The sequence below is a fragment of the Burkholderia sp. RF7-non_BP4 genome (assembly GCF_001521935.1).
GTDB lineage: Bacteria > Pseudomonadota > Gammaproteobacteria > Burkholderiales > Burkholderiaceae > Burkholderia > Burkholderia diffusa.
Genome location: NZ_LOTA01000096.1, coordinates 1 through 24,405 on the forward strand (window position 1 = coordinate 1; position 24,405 = coordinate 24,405).

Consider the following 24,405-nt stretch of genomic DNA (forward strand, 5'->3'; position numbering starts at 1 on the left):
GTCAAGCGCGATGCGAAGCGCGGGCTGGCGTCGCTGTGCATCGGCGGCGGGATGGGCGTCGCGCTTGCGGTCGAACGTCCGTAACCGGTCGTCCGTCACGGCCAAACCAATCCGGGCGCCGGCCGATTGCGGCTTCGGCCGGCGTTACGTGAAGTCAGAGGGGGCCTCCGGCGGCTCTCGAAACCAAAAAATGGAGTGAGATTTATGTCTCAGCGAATTGCGTACGTAACGGGCGGGATGGGCGGCATCGGCACCAGCATCTGCCAGCGTCTGTCGAAAGACGGCTTCAAGGTGGTCGCGGGTTGCGGCCCGAACTCGCCGCGCCGGGTGAAATGGCTCGAGGACCAGAAGGCGCTCGGCTACGATTTCATCGCGTCGGAAGGCAACGTGGGCGACTGGGACTCGACCAAGGCAGCGTTCGACAAGGTCAAGGCCGAAGTCGGCGAGATCGACGTGCTGGTCAACAACGCGGGCATCACGCGCGACGTCGTGTTCCGCAAGATGACGCATGAAGACTGGACGGCCGTAATCGACACCAACCTGACGAGCCTGTTCAACGTGACGAAGCAGGTGATCGACGGGATGGTCGAGCGCGGCTGGGGCCGGATCATCAACATTTCGTCGGTGAACGGCCAGAAGGGGCAATTCGGCCAGACGAACTACTCGACCGCGAAAGCCGGCATCCACGGTTTCACGATGTCGCTCGCGCAGGAAGTCGCAACGAAGGGCGTGACGGTCAACACCGTGTCGCCCGGCTACATCGGCACCGACATGGTGAAGGCGATTCGTCCGGACGTGCTCGAGAAGATCGTCGCGACGATCCCGGTGCGTCGTCTCGGCGCGCCGGAAGAAATCGGTTCGATCGTCGCGTGGCTCGCGTCGAACGACTCCGGCTTCGCGACGGGCGCCGACTTCTCGCTGAACGGCGGCCTGCATATGGGCTGAACGTCCGGCTGCGCGGGCCGCTTCGGCCGCGCGGCCCGGCGTTTCCGAAGGCCCCCGCCTCCCGGATCCGGGAGGCGGGGATTTGTCACTTGCGCTACGCTGCACCCAAAGGCGTTACATGACTACTACAAAGAAAACGGCCGAGCGGCTCATCAAGAAGTACCCGAACCGCCGGCTCTACGATACCGAGACGAGCACGTACATCACGCTGACCGACGTCAAGCAGCTCGTGCTGGAACAGGAGGACTTCAAGGTCGTCGACGCGAAATCCAACGAAGACCTGACGCGCAGCATCCTGCTGCAGATCATCCTCGAGGAAGAGAGCGGCGGCGTGCCGATGTTCTCGTCGTCGATGCTGTCGCAGATCATCCGTTTCTACGGTCATGCGATGCAGGGCATGATGGGCACGTACCTGGAAAAGAACATCCAGGCGTTCATCGACATCCAGAACAAGCTCGCGGATCAATCGAAGAACCTTTACGAAGGTAACGCGATGAATCCGGAAGTCTGGTCGCAGTTCATGAACATGCAGGCGCCGATGATGCAAGGGATGATGACGAGCTACATCGAGCAGTCGAAGAACATGTTCGTGCAGATGCAGGAGCAGATGCAGAACCAGGCGAAGTCGATGTTCAGCACGTTCCCGTTCAAGCAACCGGGCGCGCCGGAGCCGGAGAAGAAGTAACGCTTGCGCGGCAGGCCGGGCGCGGCGGCACCCGCCGCCCGCCGCTTGGCTTGGCGCCGCGACGCGCGGCGGTGCGATGCGGCCGATCGTGTGCTCGGGCACGACGATGGCTGCTGGTCGCCGGCGCAAGATGTTGCCGACGGTCGTTCCTGATCGTCGGCACCGAATGCCTGTGCCCTCGCGTGGGGGGCGGTGCGATAGTGGTCCGGTCGCTTTTATCTAATTCCAGAGAGTCATCAGCAACTCGACACCCGGGCGTGTCGCGCCGCACGGCGTGCGTTTGTGCCAGTGCGGCCGATCGCCATTGCGTCGGGCCGCGTCACAACGCGCAGCGGCAAAGCCTGCGCGTTCGCCGGCTTGGCTCAAAGTGCCGGATCGAAATCCTGGTGATCGTCCGCGGGAGGAAGGTCGAGCACGAGCTTCACCGCGCAGTAGTTCGCCTTCAGCGAAAACACCCGGCCGATCACAAGAAACGTCTGCCGCGAATTTTCGAGTTCGACGAAGTCGCCCGGCTGCGGCACGTGGGCGCCCTGGTCATAGGAAAAGCTGGTGCTGGTCTGCTCGCCGATGGTCTCGGCGGCGTGCTCGGTGAATTCGATCGTGATATGGGTGGTCATGCGAAGCCTGTTGGGTAAGTGAAGAGAGCGTAGACCCTCTTCCAGAGATTAAGGTTTGTTCCGAAATGCCTACGTGACGAATCAGGGCCGGCACCCGTATCCCTGTTTTGACCTGTTTCAATACCGCCGCAATCTGCTCGGCGCTGAGGTGCTGGCGCTTCATCGTACGGCTACCTTTCATCGAAAAGTCCGCCGAAAACTCCCTCAACATGATGGCACTATTTGCTGGGAGTCGCTCATTCTGAGTTTGTTGAACGCGGCAGATGCTCAACTGCTCCAGCGGGCAGTCGAATGGCTCTACGAAGTGCTGGTGGAAATTCGAAGCTTTCGTGAAAGAGGTGATTGGCCTGCATCTCACTATGTCGGAAGTAGAGTTTCTTGCTCCGATCGAGGAGCTATTCGGGTGGCCCCATGCCGCCTGATTCCGACATGTTCACTTTCTGGCGTGGCACTGCGACTGCTCCGATCGGTTGGAGGAAGACGCAGATCATCGCCGACACGCTAACCCAACACTCAGCCAACACACAGACGCCAAGCCCGTTCTCGTTCTCATCCATACCAGCCCGGGCCTGACTATATAGCGGCTGCGCATCAGCGCGGCAACGTATCGTCCTTGGCGTATCGCGTGGCAACGATCGACGGCTTCCCGATGCACTTGGCTCTGTGGCCACGCCGAAAGTACCACCAAGGCAAGGTAGACGGAGCGTTCGATCGGTCCTGGGATCAGTTCGCGACGAATAAAGAGCGCATAACCTGCTCCGTAGGCTCCGTAGTACAGAACGAAGGCAGCCAGGCCATAAAACAGGAACGAGTTCTGTGGAAGTTCAAAGAACTCGCCCGCTCACCAGTCGTAGAATGCCGTGGCCTGAACGAAGGTCAATGGAAAACTGATAAGCGGCGGCACGAGTAACCAGATAGCTGCGCCTATGCGTACGAAAGCCCTGAGTTGCTTGAACATATTTTGGAGTGGTTTCTGATAGTCGCGTCGAGGACAAACGCCATGCTCAGCCAGACGGGGGATAACGAGGGCTCCGGCGGCGTAACCAAGCAACGGCTCGGGGATGAAAAGGGTAGGTGCGGTACGGCGTTTGCCGAGCAGTCAGTCGATTAGCCCCAGGGGTGCGATGTCTTTGTCATGACGGGACAGTCGTATGTGCCGACGTTCGTGTTTTCTCTTGTGTCCAGGAAGGGCCGCTGCGCGGCCCGCGTGTGATCAGACGCCGTTTCGACGCTCGCTTTGTTTTACCGGTACCTTGCCTTGTCCACTCGTTGACGCATCCGCACGCCGTTCGTCGTGCAATAGGGTGCGCGGCAGCGCGAAGCCCTTGAACAGAGGCTGAGTGAAGGGGTTGTTGGCCTTTTCGGTGCTGATACGGTAGCGCATGCCGCCATCGGCAGCGGCGAAGCTGACGTCGACGCTGGTAGCGGTGGCGCCGTTGAGGCGGGCCTGGCTGAGCAGGCGGTAAAGCGACCACGGACCGCGATAAATGAGTCCGCTGCTGCTGCCGCCGGCATGGACCAGAGTCATGCGGCTTTCGTTGCTGGGCGCTAAGGTGTTGGGCCAGATCACGGCCGTGCTGGTGGTGGGGCCGTGGTTATAGGTGATCAACTGGCCTTCGACGCTGAGGGTGCTACTGCGCTTGTTGGCGGCCAGACCCAGAGGTTCGACGAAGAACTGCACGCCGAGTTGTCCGCGGCTGTTGAAGAATGCATCGCGGATCCGCTCTGCGGCCTCGAGCTCGGTGAGCACGTCGTTGCGTACTAGATAGCCGCCTAGGCGTTCGGAATACAGTGCGTCGAGGTTGTCCTCGATAAACAGGTTCAGGTACTTGTCACGGAACTGCTGTAGCCGTCCCTGCGGCCCGAAGAACGCGGCGAAGTCGTCGAGCGACACCTCTTCGCGGCTGGCCGGATTGAACGGGTAGCGGTTAGCGAGGCGCTCGCGGTAGAAGTGGTACACGTCGGCATCCCAGCGCTTTTCCAGCTCGCGCAAGGCTTCGACGAGGATGATGCGCGAGGACTCGTCGGCCAGCTTGCCGACCTGATGATTCAACGGCTCGGGCAGGCCACCGGCGATGCGTTGCAGATTGGCGATGGGATCAGGACCTTTCTGACCGAATCGTTCGAGCGTAACGTTGAGCGCAGCTTTGCCACGGTCCGGGCTGTCATGCACGGCGCGCACTTTGTCCTGCACGGCGCCGATGGCCTGCATGGTTTCGTCGAAGTAGGGGGGGCGCTCGCCCTTGGCTTCGAGCAACTGGCTGATCGGCGAGAAGGCGCGGGCGATGGTGATGACCGGCAGCGGCGAGGCTACGGACTCGGTAAGCGTGCCCACCTTGTCGGCCAGCGCGGCGGCGTTGGTTTGCGAGGCGTTGGCGCCGGAGTTGGCCATGGCGGCGGGCGGGTTGCCGAGTTCGCTGTTGTCGCGCACGGTTTCGATCAGGCGCCGCAGCGGAGCGGCCGGGCTGGTGACGCTGCCCAGGATGGTGACGGCCTGGCCGATGTCGTGGAAGTCGCGCACGGCAATCTGGTTGAGATTGCGTTGCCAGGTGTCGACGTAGTCGCGGCTGTAGAGGGCACGGATACGATCCGCCAGGGCATGCTTGTCGGCCTCGGAGTAGTCGACGTTGCGTCGCTCGCCGAGGGCCCACTGGTCGATCATGGCCAGCTCGGTCATGTCCTGGCTGTGCGGGGCGAAGTAGCCGCGGTAGCCCTTGGCGGTGAGCAGGGCATCAATGCGGCCGTTGGCGAGCGGTCTCTCTTGCTCGCCGCCCGTGCTGGCTTCGGGTTCGTAAACGATGTCGTAGGCCGGGCCGATCTCGTTGCGCAGATCCAGCGGCGCGCGAAGCGCGGTGCCGGCCTGACGGCGCAGGGTCATGTAGACGCGCTGTGGAAGCGGGATGGTGCGCAGTTCGCGCTGCGCGGCTGCGACACGCTCCTGGTATTGCGGCAGGCGCGTGTCGGCGTACTTCATGGCGTAGTCCAGATGGCGCATCAGTGCGCGCTGCGTGCGGTCCTCGCCAGGGAAGGCAGTTTGCCAGTGCGCGGCCATCCAGTTTTCGACCACGGGTGCGCGGCGGTTGGGGCGGTCCTCGATCATGCGGTAGACGCGCAGCGCGGCCAGTCGTGTATCGCTGTCGGCGCCGGCGCGATCCAGCTCGGTCATCACGCCGCTGGCGAGTGCCGGCAGGAAACGCTGCGACAGCAAGGTGAGGTAGGCCTGGTCTACCTTGGGGCCGATGGTGCGGCCCTGGTACAGGCCGAGGTCGGCCACGACCGGCCAAGCGTCGCGGTAGTTGCCGTAGACGGCAACCACGCTGCCGATCTGATCCAGTGGCTGCAGCAGATTACGGCCAGTAGGGTCGAGTGTGCCGTCAATGGCATGGGTGTTGAACGCGCGGCTACGCTCGAGCACGTTCAGGGCTTTGTCGCGATTCAGTGCGTAGTAGTGGTACCACGCGCCGATCACGAGCGCGCTGCCCAGCGAGGCTACGCCGAAGCGCAGCGCCAGCGCACGTTTCTTTTCGGCGATGACCTTGGGGTTGTCGCCGGCCAGACCGGACTCGGGGTAGATGACGCGCTGGAACAGGTGCTGCGCAAAGTAAACCAGGGAGCGCCCGCTGGGTTGCATGTAGTTGACCGGCCCACGCAACGCATAGGTCTGCGAAGCGGTGGTGAGGAAGGCGTTGTTGAGCACGCCTTGCTGGTAGACCGAGGAGAAGAACACGCCGCGCGGCAGCGCCGGAGTGATGTAGCGATCACTGCCCAGCACGTCGGCAAGGAAGCCAAGCAGCAAGGGCCGCAGGCCGCTGAGCTGTCGGGTCAGCGAGTACAGCGCTTCGCGCTGCGCCACGTCGGGCACATCGGCCAGGCTGTCGAAGACCTGCTCGTTCAGACGGTCGAGGAAGGCGTCATAGTGCATGCCCAGCTCGTCCAACCAGGCGTCGTAGCGCTGAATCGCATCCAGCGTGAAGCTGAAGCCGAAGAGGTCCTCGCGCACGGACTTGGGCACTCGCGCGAATAGTGTTTCGAAACCTTCCAGTAGGTCGAATTTGCTGAGCACCACGTACAGCGGTGGCCGTGTGCCGAGCTGTCGGCTGAGTTCGGCCAGGCGCGCGCGCAGCACCGCAGCGAGCGCTTTTCGGTCGCTCGGCGCTTGGTGCGCCAAGGTTTCCAGACTGACCATCAGCACCACGCCGTTGAGCGGCCGGCGACTGCGGTTGCGGCCGAGCCAGCCGACGAAGCTGTCCCACAGCCGCGCGTGGATGTCTTCCGGCAGTACGCCGTGGTTGGCCAGCCGCGTGGGTAACGCGGGCGCGATCGCGGTGGGCATGCCTTCGTCTTCGGCGTCGTCGGACACGCCGAACTGGGCGATTCGTGGCTGGCTTATCAACTCGCCCGGCGGGTCGATGAGAATGGCCTGATCGCCCGTCCACCAGTCAATGGCGTAGAGCTTGTCCGGGTCCTCTTGCAGCCGCCGGCTGCCGGCCTTTATTTCCCCGGTGAGCGAGAAGCTTTGGCCGGAGCGGTTGACGAAGCTGGTCTTGCCGGAGTTCTCTTGGCCCAGCACCAGATACCAGGGCAACTGGTACAGCGTCTGTCGTCCCTTGAGGTTGGCTTGGAGCGTGGCGAGGCTGCGATCGAGGTCGCGCTCCTGCGCTTCTACGTAGCGCAGACACGGGTCGGTCTGTTGCTCTTCCATATGCTGCTGCTCGGCCTCCAGGTGCATGGCGCGCTTGCGCAGGCGCAGCGCCCATAGCAACAGCGGCACCACCAGCAGAACGACCGTTGCCAGTACCCGGGCAGTCAAGCTGGCAAGGGGGCGATGTTCGCCCCAACTCCACTTGGGCCCCAGCCACCAGACCGCAGCGAGCGCGAGCGCCAGTAGCAGCAGTTGCAGCAGAGGCGCACCTTGCCGCCCCCAGCGCACGATGAGTTGGCCGTAACGTTGCAGTTTTGACCAGATATTCCACATGACGATGCTCCCTGTTTAATCCTTGTGCCCCGAGGCATCCGACTGTTGTCGCTCGAGAAGGCTGAAGAGGTCGGGCTCCCACTCGGGCGCCGAGGCGTTTTGCATAGACTGGTACGCACGGACGAACAGACCATCGGCCAGCCAGGTGAGCCCGCGCGGCTGCAGCAGTTCGGCGGCGATGGTCATGACATGGCAGCGGTGCCGCAGGTCGACCGCTTCCTGTTGAATCGCTTCTAGCCGGCGAAGCACCGACTCGACGCCTTGCGCTTCGAGCAGGCCATGCAGTTCGTCGCGCACGCCGGCGTAGTCACGGGCGGCGACGGCCGTGGTTCCGCCCGCGTGCGCGCCACTGATCCAGGCCTGCGTTTCTCCGTCCACGAACGGACGCCCATCGGCGAACTCCAGTTTGCCCAGAGCAGGAAGTCGTGTGACGAAGCGTTCGGTCGACTGACGGATGGCCTCGGCTACCAGCGGCATCTCCAGCCGTCGCGCGATGCCAGCGGCCAGGTAGCTGCCGCGCAGCCAATACGGCGAGGTGGTGACGCTGCGTTCTACACGTTGCAACAGCGCCGGGTCGACAGCGTTGGCGCTGAGCGCTTCCGCATACCCTTCGGCGACGTCGGCGGGCACGGCCATCAGTTCGGTCTGGTGGCGTTTGCGTGCCGACGGCGCGTTGGTCAGGTGCGCCCATAGGGCAAACCGCCGCAGTAGGTAACCGGTAGGGTCGTAGGGGTCTTGCTGGTTGATGATTTCCGCCGCGGCCAGCAGCGACTTGCGGCCCTCGCGCTCGTTGCCGGGCGAGGGCAGGACCGGCGTGAAGAAGGAGTCCGATAGTGCCTCGCCGCGCGCGGGCGTGTCGAGCTGTTTGGCATCAGCCAGCTCCGGCGCGCGCAACGATTCAGCTTTTTGCCACAGCAAGGCCTCCAGCCTAGTGAGCGTGGGCACGTCGAGTTGAGCGTTCTCGGCGCTGCGTTGCAGGCTATCGAGTGCGGCCTGGCCGGCCTTGTAGAACTCTTCGCCGTAGCCGGTGTTTCCCAACGCGGCCAGGCTGTCGGACAGCCGCTCCAGCAATTGCCCCACCAACCGTCGCTTGGCCAGGTAGCCGCTGGCACCTGGTTTCGGGTAACTGGTTTCCCAGTAGCGTTCGACCATGCCAGCGAGTACGCCGGTGGCCTCGGCCCAGCCGCGCCAGCTGCGTGTGCGTGCGCGAGCAGTCAGTAGATGCCCGGCGATGCGCAAGTGCTTGCACTGGCTGCATAGGTAATGCCGCGCGGCTTCGTCGACGTAGGGCCAATCGATGGTCGCCTCCTGCAAGCTGCCGAGCTTGACCATTTCGTGGTCGATGCCTTGGTAAGCATCGTCTTCCTCGTCGAACACGCCGGCAGGCTGGCGCGGATCGAACGGCGCCAGCAAGGTATCGAGGTCCAGCGGGGCGGGCAGTTTCACCAGTGACATGCCTCACGCTGCTGGACCAGTTGCTCATGGAGCCGGGAGACGTCGAAGACAAGTCCGTCGAAGGGGGCCTGGTCGCTCTCGATCTGCAGGCGCTGCGCCGGCCGGGCCAGATGGCGCAACTGCTCGATCGCCACCAGGCCGCGTCCCGCGTCGGTGACCGTACCATCATCAAGAACCTGCCACGGCTGGCTGGCCGACACGGGGCGGCCGTCCAGCAGCAGGCGCAGATTGGCGCGGTTGAAGGGCAGTGCTTCGGCAGTCAGCAGTTGCAGGCGCGAGATGTTCTGAAGGCAACTGATCGCGAGGGTGGGGGCTGGTGTCGGGCCTCCCAGTGCCGGTGCCGATATGACCACCTCATCCTGGCCGTGAAGCCTTTCCTGTGCGCGCATCAACAGTAAACCGGTGTCGTCGGCGCGGCGCTTGGCCTCGTTGGCCTGGACTAGGGCAGCGATGTTCGGCCGCATCGCGCTGTCTGGCGTGGTGGCAGGCGTCGGCGGCGCTGCGGGTGCCTTGGCTTGGAGCGAGGCCTGCGGTGAGGGGGGCGGTGGCGCGGTGCCCGCCTTGGCGTCGAAGCAGGCCAGCCGTTCCCGCGGCGACACGATGGTGGTGCAATCGTTGCTGGCGGCGACGGCGGGGTGCTTTCCGTCGCAACCGGCCAGTGCTATTGCAGTCAGCAATGTCAGGCTGATCGATTTCATGATGAGCGATCCTCTCCATTCAAATTCCACTCCAGGCATTTACGTGCCAGCGTGCGTTTGGGTATGCCGAGGCTGAGCGCCGCCTCGCGCCGCGACCCCTCGACCCGGCGCAGCCGTTCGCCGACAACGAGGCGCTCGAAGCTCAGCAAGGCTTCCGGCAAGTTGTCGGTGTGCAGGAGCTGTTGCAGTGCCGATGCCGTCGGCGACGGCGGCTCGCTCGGTGCCAGCATTTCTTCTTCCAGGTCGGCCAGCAGGTCGCCGCGGATGTGCTTGCCGGGCGCGGTGCGCTCGGCTGCGGCAAGCACCACGCTGCGCAGCTCGCGCACGTTGCCGGGAAAGTTATGCGCTTGCAGGCGTGCCAGCGCCCTTGCGGAAATGCCGGCGATGTTGCCTTGGCATTCGCGGTTGTGTTGCAGCAGCACGTGCGCGACCAGCGCCGGAATGTCTTCCGTGCGTTCGCGCAGTGGCGGAATGCGCAGTACGCGCTGGCGGATTCGGAAATACAGGTCCTCGCGGAAGGCGCCGTCGCGCACGAGTTCGGGCAAGGGGCGGTGGGTGGCGCAGATCAGGCGGAAGTCGGACGCCTGCTCGCGCGTTGCGCCTATCGGTCGATAGGTCTTCTCGTTCAGCAGGCGCAGCAGCGTGCCTTGCAGTTCCAGCGGCATATCGCCGATTTCGTCGAGGAACAGCGTGCCACCATCCGCCTCGGCCACCAGCCCCGTGCGTGCCTGAGTGGCGCCGGTATAGGCGCCGCGTACCGCGCCAAACAACTCGGCTTCGATCAGGTCTTTTGGGATTGCCGCACAGTTCACCGGTACGAACTTGCCTTGGCGGGATGAGGCTTGGTGAATCAGCCAGGCCGCATGATCCTTGCCCGAGCCGGTTTCCCCGGTTATCAGTAAGGATAGCGAAGAATCTGCCAGGCGCAGCATGTCGGCGCGCAGCCGACGAGTGGTCGGACCCACACCGACGAAGCCGGCAGCCAGCAAGCGGGCGGCTCGTGCCTGTTCTTGGCCGTCCCCGCCCCGTGGCTGCTTCTTCGTGCCGCAGGTATCGGACGAGGCCTGCAGGCGTGCCATCAGCACATGATGCAAGGTGGCCAGTTCCTGCCAGGTCCGATCGGCTTGCCAAGCGCGCAGAGCCGCGTCGCCACCGATCAACACGAACACACCGACCACCTCCTGCTGCGCGCCTTGAATCGGCAGCACAAGCAACGTGGCGCCGGGGACGAGGTGCTCGCGCAGAGCGTCGAAGCCGGTACCAACGTTGATCAGCGATCCCATCCGCGCGACATGGCATGGTTTGGCGCTGCGCAGGCAGTACACCAGTGGATTGTCCAGTTCACCCAGCGAGATGGGAGAAAGTGCGTCGGCACCCGCCACATGGGCGTGGGCAATCGGTACCAGCCGATCGCCGGCGCGCTCATGCCAGTAGCAGAGCGCCTGTTCGATACGCGTGCCATCGCAGGCGGCGCGCAGCCAGACACCTGCCAGCGAGGCCATGGTGTCCGCCTGCGATAGTTCGCGCGCGAGCAGGGCAACGCTCACGGTGTCCATGCCATGTTCCAATCAGTGCAGCGTGGCCAGAAAGGCGCCGTCCTGCCAGCGCAGGTCCGCGCGGTGGAAAGGCGCCCCCTTGGCCTGTTGCTGCAGGACAGCGAGCGATAACGGAGGCAGCAGTTCGCCATCGATGCTTGCATCGAGCATGCGCGCCCCGTTGGCGTGCCGTGTGCAGCGCGAACGCAACTCGGCACGTGCGCTGTCGTTCACGTCCAGAGAGGCGTTGTAGCGCTCCGCGAATTGCCGCTGCAGACGCTGCAAGCGGCTGTCCACGATGTCGCCCAACACCACCTCATCGAGGTATCGATACGGCACGAGCTGCATGCGCGCCAGCAGGGCGGGCTTGAAGAAACGCATCAACTGCTGCCGCAGGCTTTCGACGTCGAGATCGGACAGCGACGGATCATCATGATCGAAGCCGAGGTTGGAAGTCAGGAAGAACAGAATGTTTTGGCAGTCGATGCGGCGACCTTCACCATCGGCCAGCTCGCCCTTGTCGAAGGCTTGGTAGAACACGTTCAGCACTTCCGGGTGAGCCTTTTCCACCTCATCGAGCAGCACGACCGAATAAGGCTGTTTGCGGATGGCCTCGGTGAGCACGCCGCCTTCGCCATAGCCCACGTAGCCAGGCGGCGCGCCCAGCAGGCGTGATACGGTGTGTTTCTCCTGATACTCGGACATGTTGATCGTGGTCAGGAAGCGCTCGCCGCCGAATAGCGCATCAGCCACCGCCAATGCAGTCTCGGTCTTGCCCACGCCGCTGGGTCCGACCAGCAGGAACGCGCCCATTGGTGTGCCCGGCCGACGCAGGTCGGCCGCCGCCGTGAGCAAGCGGCGGTGCAACGTTTCAAGCGCCGCGTCCTGTCCTTTGACGCGCACACGCAAGGTGGACGGCAATTGTTCCAGACGCGTCAATTGATCGCTGTTGATGGTGGTGGCTGGTATGCCGGTCCAGTCTGCGATGACCTGGGCAATCTGCTCGGCGCCCACGTCGGCATGCAGCAGCGCGCCATCGCGTTGCAGTTCATCCAGACGGGTTACCCAGCCCGACAGCAGCTGTGCGGTGCCGTCGTTATCCTCCTGACTGCGCAGGGACACGATCATATCGACCGCGGCCTTCTGTTGTTCCCAAGCCTGGCGCAGCTCCGTGATGCGCGCCTCCACCTGCTGTCGCGCATCGCGCAGGTTGTCCAGCCGTTTCGTCGACGGCACGCGGCCAGACCGGGCGTCACGAGCCAAGTGTTCGGACTCGGTGTCGATCTGCCGAAGTTCGTTTTCCAGCGCGGTCAGGCGGCGCGGTGGCTCGGCTAGTGCTGTGGCGACGCGTGCACACGCGGTATCGAGCACATCAATTGCCTTGTCCGGCAACTGTCGACCGGACAGGTAGCGCGCCGACAACGCAGCGGCGGCTTGCAGGGCATCGTCCCCGATATAGACCTTGTGTGCTTGCTCGTAGAGGGGGCGCAGGCCGCGCAGAATATGCACGGCAGCCTCCGGGCTGGGTTCGTCCAATTTCACGAGCTGGAACCTTCGCGCCAGCGCAGGGTCTTTCTCGAAATATTTCTTGTACTCGGACCAAGTAGTGGCGGCGATGGTCCGCAGCTCGCCGCGCGCCAGCGCGGGCTTGAGCAGGTTGGCTGCATCGCTGCCGCCGGCGGTGTTGCCGGCGCCGATCAGCGTATGCGCCTCGTCGATGAACAGGATGATCGGCTGTGGTGAGGTTTTCACTTCGTCGATCACGGCCTTTAGACGTTTCTCGAACTCGCCCTTGACCGACGCACCGGCTTGCAGGGTGCCCAGATCCAGCCCCCAGAGGTGAACGTCGCGCAACGGCTCGGGTACGCGCGCCTGCACGATGCGTAATGCCAACCCTTCGACCACCGCGCTCTTGCCCACACCGGCATCGCCTACCACGATGGGGTTGTTCTTGCGGCGACGTGACAGGATGTCGACCATCAGATCGATCTCGGCATCGCGGCACAGCACGGGGTCGATCCGCCCCTCGCGAGCCTGCGCGGTGAAGTCGTGGCCGAATCGGGCCAGTGCGCTGCCGTCGCCGCCGACGGCAGCAGGGCGGTGGTCGGCGGATACCGTATCGGCAGCCTCCGTCGATTCGGCCAACAGTTCGCCAAAGCGCTTGCGTAGCGGTTCCCGGCTTACGCCATCCAGCAGGCGTATCGCGGCCAGCGGCAGGTAGCGCCCAGGATTGAGTAGCGCGGCGAGCAGCAAGGCCCCGCTACGGATCTCCGCTTGTCCCAGCTCGACCGAGCTGAGCAGCCATGCCTCCTGCAACAGCTCCGCCAGTAACGGGGAGAAGGACGGGTATTGACTGTGCCCGCTGCACCCGTCAGGAAATGCCGTGGACAGTGCGTGTCGCGCGGTGTCGACCTCAATCCCCGCGACACGCAGCACGATACGCACATCGCATTGAGGCTGATCGAGCAGCTTGAACAGCAGGTGGGGCACCGTGACTTCGGCGCCGCGCTGCCCAATGCAGAGGCTCCCCGCTTCTTCCAAGGCATGCCGACACAACGCATTTAGGCGCTCGAAGAGCGCCGGGAGATCCACCGAAATCATGTAATCAAGCTCCCTTTTTCAGGAAAGGTTTTTCTTAGAAAAATCGACCCGACATCACTAATAGTGCAAACGAATATTTTGGTTTGGTGATTTGGAGATGAGGACGCCCTCGCGATGTTCGTCATTGGCACAATTCGAGCGCTCGATGAAACCATGGCAACAGCTTGCTCGTCCATGGGATTCGTCTTAAATTAAATTTATGGAATTTTATTTAATTCAAAAATCGATCAAACACGAGATATTTCGATATAAAAATCAGACAAATCTCATTTCATGGGCAGCCGTTAACGTTTAGGCTCGTCGTTTGCGGGCGGAAACGGTTATGTGGGGTGCCGTAGATGGTTGTTGAGAGGGGTTTAGCCCCGGCCGGCATGCCTTCGCTTGCACTGCAAGCACCTTGGCGCGTAATGCGTTGGGTTTATCGAAATTCGCGCTGCAAAGACTTCAATTCGAATAGGAGTGGCTCATGGCAAAGCAGGGATCGGTCGCACCCAAGGAGCGCATCAACATTCGCTACGTTCCAGCAACGGGCGGTGAACAAGAGGAAGTCGAACTACCGTTGAAATTGTTGGTGACGGGCGACTTCAAAGGGCGCGAGGACGAGGTCGCACTCGAAGATCGTGTCGCCGTCAACATTAACAAGGACAACTTCAATAGTGTGATGTCCGAGTTCGGCCTGGGGCTGATGATGGATGTGCCGGCCGTACTGGATGAGGGTGGTGAGCACGACACCTTGCCGGTCCACCTGAAGTTCGACGCCATCGAGGACTTCAGTCCCGATGCCATCGCCCGCCGTGTGCCGGAACTGCGCAAGTTGCTCGAGCTGCGCGAGGCGCTGGTGGCGCTCAAGGGGCCGATGGGCAATATCCCGGCCTTCCGTAAGCAGCTGCAGGCTTTGCTCGGAGATGAAGCCTCACGCGGCAAGCTGGCCAAGGAATTGGATCAGTTGCTGGAACCCTGCAAGGCCTGATGCCGCGCTGTTCCTATTCCCGTTTGCAAAGGACATAACAATGACACAAGCACAAACCGCCGCTGGCCAAAAGCGAGACGCGCTGCCGCAAGAGGGCCTGCTGGCTCAGATCATGGCGCAGACGCGCCTGCAGCCAGCTCAGGAGGGCTATGCGGTCGCCGAGCGCGGCGTGGCTGCATTCATTGCCGAGATGCTCAAGACCGATGCACGCGAACAGCCGGTCAACAAGCAGCTGGTCGACCAGATGATTTCCCAGATCGACGCCAAGCTTGGCAAGCAGATCGACGTCATCCTCCATCAGCCTGCGCTGCAGGAGCTGGAATCAGCTTGGCGCGGACTCCACCGGCTGGTGGCCGGCACTGATTTCCGCGAAAACGTCCTCATCGAAGTGCTTCACGCCACCAAGGATGAATTGCTGGAAGATTTTGAGAGCGCCGCGGATATCACTCGCAGTGGTTTCTACAAACTCATCTACACCGCGGGTTACGGCCAGTTCGGCGGCAAGCCTGTTGCCTGCGTCGTCGGCAATTACACATTCGGTCCCTCCGCACCCGACATCAAACTGCTCAACTACGTTGCCTCGGTTGGCGCCATGGCGCACGCACCGTTCCTCGCCGCGGCCGGTCCCGAGATGCTTAACCTGGACTCCTTCCAGGGCATCCCCAACCTCAAAGAGGTCAAGGACATTTTCGAGGGCCCGCGTCACGCGAAATGGCGCGGCCTGCGCGAGTCGGAAGATGCGCGCTATCTTGGTCTGACCATGCCGCGTTTCCTGCTGCGTCAGCCGTACGACCCGCTGGAAAATCCGGTTCGCAGCTTTGATTATTGCGAAACCATCGACGGCCAGCACGACAACTACCTGTGGGGTAATACGGCATTTCTGATGGCCAACCGCATCACGGACAGCTTTGCAAAGTACCGCTGGTGTCCGAACATCATCGGTCCGCAATCGGGCGGCACCGTGGATGACCTGCCGGTGCACCTGTATGAATCGCTTGGTCAGCTTCAGGCCAAGATTCCGACCGAAGTGCTGATTTCCGATCGAAAGGAGTTCGAGCTGTCTGCAGAGGGCTTCATTCCGCTCGCCATGCGCAAGGACAGCGACAACGCCGCCTTCTTCTCGGCCAACTCGGTGCAGAAGCCTAAAGTCTTCCAGAACACGCCGGAAGGCCAGGCCGCGCAGACCAACTACATGCTCGGCACGCAACTGCCGTACATGTTCATCGTCAACCGTCTGGCGCACTACATCAAGGTGCTGCAGCGCGAACAAATCGGTAGCTGGAAAGAGCGCCAGGACCTGGAGCGCGAACTCAACAACTGGCTGCGCCAGTATATTGCCGACCAAGAAAGCCCCTCCGCCGACGTGCGCAGCCGTCGGCCGTTGCGTGCCGCCAAGGTCGTCGTGCAGGACGCGACGGGCAATCCCGGCTGGTACCAGATTTCTTTGTCTTTGCGCCCGCACTTCAAGTACATGGGCGCGAGCTTCGACCTGTCGCTGGTCGGTCGGCTCGACAAGGAATGACGGAGGGCATGCCGCATGCCGCGCTCCCTCGGCCAGGGCAGTCTGTTCGAACGGCTGGATCCAGATCTGCCGCCGCGCCGCATGCGCTCGCGGCAGGCGCTGGCGTCGGAGCGCATTGGTGCCATCAAGGATCACCTCGAGCGCATTCTCAATAGCCGCCAGGGCAGCTCGCAAAGCTGCCCTGACTTCGGCCTTGAGGATCTGAACGATGCCGCAGCCAGCCAGATGGACCTGCACTATCAGATATGCCAGGACGTTCGTGCTGCGGTAGTGGCCTACGAACCTCGCGTGCAGTTGCTGAATGTTCATCCCGTCACCGCACACGGCCAAATGGGGCCGTTGCATTTTCGTTTGCACTGTCTGGTGCCGGTCAACGACAACAAGGCGGACGTGGAGATCGATCTGCTCGTCCAGCACCGGGAGCGCTGGATCCGCGTGATCTAGCACCCAGTCAGGAGGGTTGATGCCACTAAAGCGAAAGTTCCGCGAAGAGCTGGACTATATGCGCCGCCTCGGCCAGGTATTCTCGCGCAACAATCCGCAGCTCGCGCGATACCTGGGGGAGGAAGCCACCGGTCCCGATGTGGAACGGCTGATGGAAGGCTTTGCCTTCCTCACGGCCAAGCTGCGCCTGAAAATCGATGACGACTTCCCGGAGTTGACGCATCCGTTGCTGCAGCTGCTGTGGCCGAACTACTTGCGTCCGTTGCCCAGTGCCACCGTTATGCAGTTCCTGCCGATGGATCGCACCATCACGGAGCGGCATGTGATCCCCAAGGGGACGCGCATGCGCGCTCGCGAGGTAGACGGCATTCCCTGCGAGTTCCGCACCTGTGCGGACTTGGCCATCTATCCCTTGCGGATCGATGAGGTCAGCGATGCGCACTCGCTGGAAAAGTCAACCGTGCGCGTGGATCTATCCACGCTCTGTCAAAGCCCGCCCAGCACATACGATTGCGATCAGCTCGATTTCTACCTGAGCGGCAGTGACTACACCGCCATGACACTTTACCTGTGGCTGGCCAAATACCTCGGCGAAATCCGCATGGAGGTCGCGGGGCAGGTGCGCTACATTCCTGTCAGCCAAGTGCTGTTCCATGGCTTTGCTCCTGATGAGGCGCTGCTGCCATACCCGAAGAATGCACTGGATGGCTACCGCATTTTGCAGGAATACTTCCTGTTCCCGCGCCGGTTCTTCTTCTTTGGTATCCGCGGGCTACGTTCCGTTTGGCCCGCTGAGCAGACCGGGCAGATCCGCCTGGAATTCATTTTCAACCGGCCGATGCCCGAGGACGTGCGCATCCGAACGGGCGACTTCGCGCTGTACTGCACGCCGGCCGTGAATCTGTTCGAACACGATGCCGAGCCCGTCCGGTTGACGGGTAAAGCGATGGACTATCGCGTGAGGCCAGCAGGGCAACGGACCGATGCCTACGAGATCTTCAGCATCGACAGTGTCGACGGCTGGAAAGGAGAGGGCAGCGGCAAGGCTGGCGAATGGCTGCGCACCTACCAGCCCTTCGAGTCGCTGCGCCACCAGATCGACTACGAGCGCGGGCACACCACGCTCTACTACCGCACCCGAATCGAACCGTCGCTCATCGCCGCTGGTGTCGAGCATCGTGTCTCGTTCGTGCGTGGTGACGAGCACCAGTATATCGGTCGCAACGAGACGGTCTCGGTGTCGCTGACCTGCACTAACCGCGATCTGCCGCTGGCGTTGGGTGCGGGGGACGTATGCATCCCCACTTCCGACGTCCCCACCTTCGTCAGCAGTCGCAACCTGACGGCGCCCACCCCGTCGTATCGGCCAGTTCTGGACGGCAACCTGCAGTGGCGGCTCATCTCCAATCTGTCGCCTACCTACCTATCGTTGCTGTCGGCCGAGCCGTTGAAGGCGGTGATCAGAGCGTACGACTTCGCCGCTCACCACGACATCCAGCGGCGCCGCGCCACGCAGAGGCGCCTAGATGCGCTGTTGGAAGTCTCTACCATGCCCGTCGACCGCATGTTCCAGGCACTGCCGATCCGCGGCATCCGCAGCGTGGTCAAGCTCGATCAGACAGGGTTTGCCTGCGAAGGCGATCTTTACCTGTTCGGCACGGTGCTGAGCCACTTTCTCGCGCTGTATAGCAGCATTTCCTCCTTCCATGTGCTGGAGGCGATCAACACCACAAATCAGGAGAACTACGCATGGCCTATGCGCAGCGGAGCCCAAGCTCTGATTTGACCGAAAAGCTGCTGGAGAGCGCCAGGAACCACGACTTCTTCTTGCTGCTGGAACGGCTGCATGCACTACATGGCGACGACCTTGAAGCGCCCGGCAGCGACGCTCCTGAGCGCCAACGCATCAAGCTGAGCAACTATGCCGGCATGGGCTTCCCGGCCTCGGACGTGTCGCTGGCACGGCGCTTGGCGCACAGCGAACCGCATCAGTACGAAGTGCAGGCCACGTTCTTCGGCATGCACGGCCCTGACTCGCCGCTACCGTCCTACTACGTGGAGCGACTGGCTTACGAGGCCGGGCAGGGCATCGGTATCCGTCCGGCGTTCTTCGACGTCTTTCATCACCGCCTGCTGACGCTGCTGCACCAGGCCTGGCGCAAGTACCGGCACTACATCCGGTTCCGTCCCGGCGCCAGTGACCCGCTCTCGCAACACTTGTTCGCGCTGATCGGTCTGGAGAACACCTCGATCCGTGGCGATACCCCCATCGCCTGGAGTCGGCTGCTCAGTTTCGCCGGTGCTGTGGTGCATCGCAGCCGTTCGCCCGCGATGGTCGCAGGTCTGATCGCGCATTGCTTCGACCTCAAGGACGTCGAGATCCGCGACTTCGAACTGCGTCATGCCGACATCGACCCCGGCGATCGCGTCCAGCTCGGTTGCTTCAATGGCCACCTCGGCGAGAGCTTCCGCGTGGGCGATAGCGTGCGCACGCGCCACGCTAAATTCACCATCGTCATCACCAACCTCAGCCAGCAGCGGTTCCGCGAATTTCTTCCGCATGGCGAGGACTTCGAGCGCCTGCGCCTGTTGGTCGCCTTCCTGCTGCGCGACCAAACCCCGTGCGACCTGGAACTGGCGTTGCACGAAAACGAAATCCCTTCCTTCAACTTCGCGGGCGACCTCGGCACCGAATTGGGGTGGACCAGTTTTCTGGAACAGCCTGCATTGCGCCGGCCGCCGCGCGTTCAACTGACGGTACGCGCATGAAAACGGTATCCACGGAGCCCCGCCTGGCCTTGGTCGTTGCCAATCCGGAAGCCTTGCAGCAAGTAACGGCGCCGCGCTATAGCTTCGACCCCGCCGGCGGCACCATCGGCTCGCAGGGAGCCAGCTGGCTGCTGCATGACCGTGCCGGCCGGGTGCAGCCTCAACACTGCGAAATCCGCTTTGAAGATGGCGGCTATCTCGTCATTGATCGCAGCGGCCATACCCGATTGAACGAGCAGACACGTCCCCTGGGCCTCCACGCCAGCGCGCGCTTGCGCGACGCGGACACCCTGCACATCGGGCCGTACCGCCTCACGGTGCACCTGGACGAGCAGCAGCACGCGTTGCCGGATCCTTCCCGCGTGCTGGCCCAACACGACGTCGAGGAGTTGATGCAGTTGCCCGACGACTATCTGGATAGCTTGCCCACCGCAGCGTCCGAGGGGCAGCACCCCGTTACGCAGGATCCTGACTGGGCCGCTTTCCAGGCCTTGAGCGAGCCGCCGGGGCCGCAAGACCAGCTCGATCCGTTACACGCACTGGACCTCGCTGCCCAGCGGAGCGCGGGCGCCGCCATGCGCGCTCCGCTCGATCCCCATCACTACGGACTGTCGCCGCTGGCGGCCCAGGCGGACCTTGCCGCCACGGCGCAGGAAGCCGTTTACGGCAGGCCCATTCATGCATCAGGAGACACCATCATGTCGGAGCCCGACAGCCATAACCCCGCCGCTCTTGAGTGGCTGCATGCGCAGCAAGCGAGCGGTCACGACCCGGCAGGCGTGGTCAATCCGCTGATCGAAGGGCTTGGCGCACCAGTGGGGGCGCTGGACGCCCAAACAGCCTACGCGTTGCTCTACGAGGCAGGTCGCAGCCTCAGTGCGGCCATCAGCGGTCTGAGCGCTTTGCACGGCGGTGCGCCCGGACAGCGGCAGCGCACCTTGCAGCCCATCGAAGACAATCCCATGCGTCTGGGGCAAAGCTACCCGGACACCGTGCGCGCGATGTTCGCAGCTGACCGAAGCGTCGTTCATCTGTCGCCCGCGGCGGCGATCGAGGAATCGCTGGAGCAGATCTTGCTGCAGCAGCGGGCCACCCATCAGGCGATCACCGCCGGTCTCAGCGCACTGCTGCAAGCTTTCTCCCCGGAGCAGTTGCAACGGCGATTCACCCGTTACCGACCGCCGCAGGGCGGCCAGGCGAACAGCGACGGCTGGGCCTGGCAGATGTATGGGCATTACTACGCCGAGCTGATCTCCGGCCGTCAGCAGGGTTTCGATAAATTGTTTTGGGAGGTCTTCGATCAAGCCTACGACCAGGCCTTGCGTGCGGAGGCACCATGAAGCGAAGCCTCGCGCTTCTGCTCGTCGGCATGCTGCTCGCCGGCTGCAGCACCGTGGGCAACGTGTTCAAGAAGACGGGCCGGGTCTTGATGGACCCGTCCATCCCGGTGGGCGCGCCCGAAGACCAGCCGACGCAGATCGCCTTGAGCCTGTATGCCAGCGCCGACGTCAATCCCAACCCGGTCAGCGCATCGGTTGCCGACAGTTCCGCCGTGGTCGATGAACCGACCGAGGAGAAGCTGGTCGGGGAGGGCCCGTATTCCGTCAGCTTCAACGGCGCCACCAAAGGCGAACTCATTAGCGGCTTGCGCGCCTTGCTGGACCATTTGCAGGGCGATGAGAGTATCGTGCCACTGCCGTCGCATGGCACTGGGCGTCCGCTTCCGAATTCCCTCACCGTCACACCCACCGGCAAGCCACCCTTGCCGCCGGATGGGCAGCTTCGCCGCAGTCCGCCGCTGGCGGACGCGCCCGGTGTCGCGCCAAACCTGGGCCAGTACCGCAAGGGCGACAGTTTGGCCGCGGCGAGCGCGCTGGCTCCCACGCCAGCGTCACCAGCGTTCAGCACCGCCGCCACACCCGTCGCCTTCCAGGTACTCCAGCTCAAGGACGACAGCATGCTGGAGAACGCCGACCTCGACCTCGTCGGCCAGAACCCCAAGAAGGCGCTGGGCAGCACCTTCATTGCCGCAGACGACTACACGCTCGCGCCCGGCCAGTTCAAGTTCATCGAATTCAGTCCCATCGAAGACAAGGTCCGCTACGTGGCCGTTGTAGCTGCCTTCCACGATGTCAATGCGACCCGCCGGTACGACGTTTTCCGGCTCGAACCGCGCGGGCGCAAATACGCCTTGCTGGTCACCCTGCAAGGCACCCGCGTCACCATTACCGACGAGGCCTATCGCGCGCCGGACCTGTCGCGCGAACCCGCCCGCGGCGCGCGGGACATGTTGCGTGAGCCGACCGCTAGCGCGTCAGACCTTTTGCGCAAACCGTCGTCCCGTCCGAAGCTGTTGCGCGGATTGTCCCGCGAGGCGGCCACCCAAACGAGCAAGCACCCATGACCACCCGCAATCCCGTCGCCTGGAACGAAGGGCTCTTCGTCAAGCCCCAGCATTTCCAACAAACCAGTCGCTACCTCGAGCACTACGTCAACGTCCGGTTGGGTCGCAAGTACGGCTACGGTTTCGCCGAACTGGTGGTGAACCAGGACTTCCTCGCCATCGGCAAGATCGCGATCGTGCGCGCGCGCGGCATTCTGCCCGACGGCACCGCCTTTGACATCCCGCACGATCAGCCGCCGCCGGAGCCGCTGGACATCACCGACGCCACCGCCGCCAACCAGACCGTCTATCTCACGCTGCCGCTGCGTTCCGACGGCATGGCCGAAATCCGCTGGCCGGACACCTACGCCAATGCCCGCTACGTAGCGCGCAGCGAAGACGTGCGCGACACCCACAGCCACCAGGGCAACCATGTCGCCGTGACCATGGCTGTACCCAACCTGCAACTGGCGCTGGAACGGGACGACCGCAGTGCCTTCACCGGGCTGGCCATCGGCCGCATTCTCGACCGGCGTCCCGATGGCAGCCTGCTGATGGATAGCAGTTTCCATATCACCGGTCTGCACCTGCGCGCCATCAGCCAGCTCGCGCATTTCATGGAAGAAATCGCCGCGCTGGCGCACGAGCGCGCCAAGAGCATCGCCGAGCGCATCGGTTCGCCCGGTCAGGCCGGCGTCGCCGATGTCACCGATTTCAACCTGCTGCAGGCACTCAACCGCTGGCAACACCTGTTCCGGCATCTGGCGCGCGACAGCGACGTGCATCCGCTCGACGCCTACCTTGCATGCGGCCAGGCCTGCGGTGAACTCGTCACCTTCACCGATGAGGCGCGCGTGCCTCCTGAGTTTCCGGCCTACCAGCACGACAACCCGCAGGCCACCTTCCACCTGCTGCAGGAAACCCTGCGTCGCGTGCTCAGCACCGTGCTGCAACCGCGCGCCGTGTCGCTGCCGCTGGTCAAGGAGCGCCATGGTGTGCTCACCGCCCAGGTCAACGATCTCAGCCTCATGCAAAGCGCGGAATTCATCCTCGCCGTGCGTGCGCGCATGCCGCTGGACCAATTGCGCCACCTTTTCCTGCAACAGGCCAAGGTCGCTTCCCAGCAGACGCTACTCGATCTCATCCGTCTGCAACTGCCCGGCATTCCACTCAGCCCGCTGCCAGTGGCGCCGCGCCACCTGCCGTTCCATGCCGGCTTCACTTACTTCCAGCTCGATCGCACGCATCCGAACTGGCAGAAGTTGATGCAGAAGGGCGCCAACGGTTTCGGCTTCCACATCACCGGCGACTTCCCAGAACTGGAACTCCAGTTCTGGGCCATTCGGAGTCAATGACATGAACACTACCGTCGACATCGGCAACGACAGGATTGATCGCGAGCCGCGACTGCGGGCACAGCAACCGTCAGGACAGTTGCCTGGCGCGCAGTCGGACGACTTCCTTCGCACCCCGCTCGTCGCCCCGGTCGGAGACAAGGGACACATGCTCTTCGATTCGGTGTTTCGCATCGACCACGACGAGGATCTGCAATTTCAGCTGCGCGGACATAGTCTCAACCCTCTAGTGGATGCGGCACAGCCTCTGCTGGGCCTCGTCATCCGACTGCGCCGCCTCGACCGCTGCGAAGACATTCCCAGGCTCTATGCCAGCGTGCGCGACCAGATCACCGCGCTGTCCGAGGAAGTGCGCCAGCTCGGCTACGACGGCGCCACCCAACTGGCTTATCGCTACGCGCTCTGCGCCTTCATCGACGAAGCTGTCATGGCTGCGCCCTGGGGCCACAGCTCGCTCTGGCGCGAACGCTCGCTGCTCAGCTACCACCACAACGAAACCTGGGGCGGCGAAAAATTCTTCACCGTGCTCGCGCGCATGCAGATGGAGCCGGAGAAATACCACCACGTCCTGGAATTCAAATACCTCTGCCTTTGCTTGGGTTTCCAGGGCAAATACGGCCAGCAGCACAACCAGCAGGACATGCTCAACACCATCATCGTCAAGCTCCATCGCATCCTGCGGCCGCTGCGTGGCGATGCGCCCGAGCGCCTCACTGACGCGCCGACCGTTGCCACGCACCGCTATCGGCTCAAGCGCCAGATGCCACTCTGGACGCCGTGGGCCATCGCGTTGATCGTACTGGTCGGGGCCTACCTGTTCTTCTCGATCAGGCTGGGCGCCACCACCGACCAGGTCCTGCAATCGCTGGATCACATCCTCAAACCGTAACCCAGGCCACGGAGCGACCATGCCCACGCAATCCGACCTGCGCTTTACCTTCACCGCCGGCGACGAGTCGTTCGAAGTGGTGGAGTTCACTTTGCACGAAGGCTTGTCCGAGACCTTCCACTTGCAGGTGGAGCTGGCCAGCACCAACCCTGCCATCGACTTTGGTCAGGTGCTGGACCGTAATGGCTTGCTCACCATATGGCAGGGCGGGTTGCCGGTGCGCTATTTGCACGGCGCCATCTCATCGCTCGCCCAAGGCGAGACGGGATTTCGACGGACCCGCTATTCCGCGGTGGTCGAGCCGCGCCTGGCGCGCCTGAAGCTATCCTCCGACTGGCGCATCTTCCAGACCCTGAGCGTGCCCGAGATTGCGACGGCCGTGCTCAAGGCGCACAACCAAACGCTGGACTACGAACAGCGCGTTACCGCCGAGCATCTGGCACGCGAATACTGCGTGCAGGCTGGCGACACCGACTACGACTTTGTCGAGCGCATCCTGCGCGAGGAAGGCTTTTTCTATGCCTTCCAGCACAAGGCTGATAGTCACCGCCTGATTCACTGT

At 63.1% G+C, this 24,405-nt stretch carries 18 protein-coding genes and 1 pseudogene; 12 read left to right on the forward strand and 7 right to left on the reverse strand.

Going from position 1 to position 24,405, the window contains the following annotated elements; genetic code table 11:
* Positions 1-204 precede the first annotated feature (204 nt).
* Entirely contained in the window at positions 205-945 is a 741-nt protein-coding gene (locus WS49_RS32230; RefSeq protein WP_059537451.1) for a 3-ketoacyl-ACP reductase, read from the forward strand.
* A 118-nt stretch (positions 946-1,063) separates the two neighbouring features.
* Positions 1,064-1,630, forward strand: a complete 567-nt coding sequence (phaR, locus tag WS49_RS32235; RefSeq protein WP_011549704.1) for a polyhydroxyalkanoate synthesis repressor PhaR — start codon at positions 1,064-1,066, stop codon at positions 1,628-1,630.
* Between the two features lie 362 nt (positions 1,631-1,992).
* Here the strand turns inward: phaR and WS49_RS32240 are convergent, their stop codons facing one another.
* The 7 genes and pseudogenes from WS49_RS32240 to tssH form a co-directional block, all read right to left on the reverse strand.
* Complete coding sequence (locus WS49_RS32240) at positions 1,993-2,247, reverse strand: hypothetical protein (RefSeq protein WP_059537455.1); 255 nt, start codon at positions 2,245-2,247, stop codon at positions 1,993-1,995.
* Between the two features lie 26 nt (positions 2,248-2,273).
* Positions 2,274-2,410, reverse strand: a pseudogene (locus WS49_RS36610) (transposase); the annotation flags it as partial.
* A 1,050-nt stretch (positions 2,411-3,460) separates the two neighbouring features.
* The gene (gene tssM / locus WS49_RS32245; protein WP_059537457.1) at positions 3,461-7,222 is read right to left on the reverse strand and encodes a type VI secretion system membrane subunit TssM; all 3,762 of its coding nucleotides are present in this window, start codon (positions 7,220-7,222) and stop codon (positions 3,461-3,463) included.
* Between the two features lie 15 nt (positions 7,223-7,237).
* Positions 7,238-8,677 (reverse strand): type VI secretion system protein TssA, encoded by a 1,440-nt coding sequence (tssA, locus tag WS49_RS32250; protein ID WP_059537460.1) that lies wholly within the window; start codon positions 8,675-8,677, stop codon positions 7,238-7,240.
* Positions 8,665-9,375 (reverse strand): type VI secretion system-associated protein VasI, encoded by a 711-nt coding sequence (gene vasI, locus WS49_RS32255; protein WP_082725624.1) that lies wholly within the window; start codon positions 9,373-9,375, stop codon positions 8,665-8,667. Before vasI ends, tssA begins: the two co-directional genes overlap by 13 nt.
* A complete protein-coding gene (locus WS49_RS32260; RefSeq protein WP_059537463.1) occupies positions 9,372-10,931 on the reverse strand; it encodes a sigma 54-interacting transcriptional regulator in 1,560 nt (519 codons plus the stop codon). Before WS49_RS32260 ends, vasI begins: the two co-directional genes overlap by 4 nt.
* 12 nt (positions 10,932-10,943) lie before the next feature.
* Positions 10,944-13,511 (reverse strand): type VI secretion system ATPase TssH, encoded by a 2,568-nt coding sequence (gene tssH, locus WS49_RS32265; protein ID WP_059537467.1) that lies wholly within the window; start codon positions 13,509-13,511, stop codon positions 10,944-10,946.
* A 466-nt stretch (positions 13,512-13,977) separates the two neighbouring features.
* Here tssH and tssB point away from each other — a divergent pair, with 466 nt between their 5' ends.
* From tssB to vgrG, 10 genes are all read left to right on the forward strand, one after another.
* Complete coding sequence (tssB, locus tag WS49_RS32270) at positions 13,978-14,481, forward strand: type VI secretion system contractile sheath small subunit (protein WP_059537469.1); 504 nt, start codon at positions 13,978-13,980, stop codon at positions 14,479-14,481.
* 40 nt (positions 14,482-14,521) lie between these two features.
* Entirely contained in the window at positions 14,522-16,003 is a 1,482-nt protein-coding gene (gene tssC / locus WS49_RS32275; protein WP_059537472.1) for a type VI secretion system contractile sheath large subunit, read from the forward strand.
* A 15-nt stretch (positions 16,004-16,018) separates the two neighbouring features.
* Entirely contained in the window at positions 16,019-16,447 is a 429-nt protein-coding gene (gene tssE, locus WS49_RS32280; protein ID WP_059537476.1) for a type VI secretion system baseplate subunit TssE, read from the forward strand.
* Positions 16,448-16,466: 19 nt separating this feature from the next.
* Positions 16,467-18,233, forward strand: a complete 1,767-nt coding sequence (gene tssF / locus WS49_RS32285) for a type VI secretion system baseplate subunit TssF (protein WP_059537480.1) — start codon at positions 16,467-16,469, stop codon at positions 18,231-18,233.
* Positions 18,197-19,216: a type VI secretion system baseplate subunit TssG gene (gene tssG / locus WS49_RS32290; RefSeq protein WP_059537485.1), complete on the forward strand. Its 1,020-nt coding sequence runs from the start codon at positions 18,197-18,199 to the stop codon at positions 19,214-19,216. Before tssF ends, tssG begins: the two co-directional genes overlap by 37 nt.
* Positions 19,213-20,556: a type VI secretion system-associated FHA domain protein TagH gene (tagH, locus tag WS49_RS32295; protein WP_059537488.1), complete on the forward strand. Its 1,344-nt coding sequence runs from the start codon at positions 19,213-19,215 to the stop codon at positions 20,554-20,556. Before tssG ends, tagH begins: the two co-directional genes overlap by 4 nt.
* Positions 20,553-21,620, forward strand: a complete 1,068-nt coding sequence (gene tssJ, locus WS49_RS32300) for a type VI secretion system lipoprotein TssJ (protein WP_059537492.1) — start codon at positions 20,553-20,555, stop codon at positions 21,618-21,620. The genes tagH and tssJ overlap by 4 nt, the downstream gene beginning before the upstream one ends.
* Complete coding sequence (gene tssK / locus WS49_RS32305) at positions 21,617-22,954, forward strand: type VI secretion system baseplate subunit TssK (protein ID WP_059537495.1); 1,338 nt, start codon at positions 21,617-21,619, stop codon at positions 22,952-22,954. The genes tssJ and tssK overlap by 4 nt, the downstream gene beginning before the upstream one ends.
* Before the next feature lies 1 nt (position 22,955).
* A complete protein-coding gene (icmH, locus tag WS49_RS32310; protein WP_059537500.1) occupies positions 22,956-23,843 on the forward strand; it encodes a type IVB secretion system protein IcmH/DotU in 888 nt (295 codons plus the stop codon).
* A 19-nt stretch (positions 23,844-23,862) separates the two neighbouring features.
* The coding region (vgrG, locus tag WS49_RS32315; RefSeq protein ID WP_156441489.1) for a type VI secretion system tip protein VgrG at positions 23,863-24,405 on the forward strand (543 nt) is incomplete at its 3' end.

Excerpts from the sequence above, each read along its gene's own strand:
- icmH (WP_059537500.1), top strand. The coding sequence starts at position 22,956 with ATGAACACTACCGTCGACATCGGCAACGACAGGATTGATCGCGAGCCG.
- tssK (WP_059537495.1), top strand. The coding sequence starts at position 21,617 with ATGACCACCCGCAATCCCGTCGCCTGGAACGAAGGGCTCTTCGTCAAG.
- tssM (WP_059537457.1), bottom strand. The coding sequence starts at position 7,222 with ATGTGGAATATCTGGTCAAAACTGCAACGTTACGGCCAACTCATCGTG.
- tssE (WP_059537476.1), top strand. The coding sequence starts at position 16,019 with ATGCCGCGCTCCCTCGGCCAGGGCAGTCTGTTCGAACGGCTGGATCCA.
- WS49_RS32230 (WP_059537451.1), top strand. The coding sequence starts at position 205 with ATGTCTCAGCGAATTGCGTACGTAACGGGCGGGATGGGCGGCATCGGC.
- WS49_RS32260 (WP_059537463.1), bottom strand. The coding sequence starts at position 10,931 with ATGGACACCGTGAGCGTTGCCCTGCTCGCGCGCGAACTATCGCAGGCG.
- tagH (WP_059537488.1), top strand. The coding sequence starts at position 19,213 with ATGAAAACGGTATCCACGGAGCCCCGCCTGGCCTTGGTCGTTGCCAAT.
- tssF (WP_059537480.1), top strand. The coding sequence starts at position 16,467 with ATGCCACTAAAGCGAAAGTTCCGCGAAGAGCTGGACTATATGCGCCGC.
- tssC (WP_059537472.1), top strand. The coding sequence starts at position 14,522 with ATGACACAAGCACAAACCGCCGCTGGCCAAAAGCGAGACGCGCTGCCG.
- tssA (WP_059537460.1), bottom strand. The coding sequence starts at position 8,677 with ATGTCACTGGTGAAACTGCCCGCCCCGCTGGACCTCGATACCTTGCTG.
- WS49_RS32240 (WP_059537455.1), bottom strand. The coding sequence starts at position 2,247 with ATGACCACCCATATCACGATCGAATTCACCGAGCACGCCGCCGAGACC.
- phaR (WP_011549704.1), top strand. The coding sequence starts at position 1,064 with ATGACTACTACAAAGAAAACGGCCGAGCGGCTCATCAAGAAGTACCCG.
- vasI (WP_082725624.1), bottom strand. The coding sequence starts at position 9,375 with ATGAAATCGATCAGCCTGACATTGCTGACTGCAATAGCACTGGCCGGT.
- tssH (WP_059537467.1), bottom strand. The coding sequence starts at position 13,511 with ATGATTTCGGTGGATCTCCCGGCGCTCTTCGAGCGCCTAAATGCGTTG.
- tssJ (WP_059537492.1), top strand. The coding sequence starts at position 20,553 with ATGAAGCGAAGCCTCGCGCTTCTGCTCGTCGGCATGCTGCTCGCCGGC.
- tssB (WP_059537469.1), top strand. The coding sequence starts at position 13,978 with ATGGCAAAGCAGGGATCGGTCGCACCCAAGGAGCGCATCAACATTCGC.
- tssG (WP_059537485.1), top strand. The coding sequence starts at position 18,197 with ATGGCCTATGCGCAGCGGAGCCCAAGCTCTGATTTGACCGAAAAGCTG.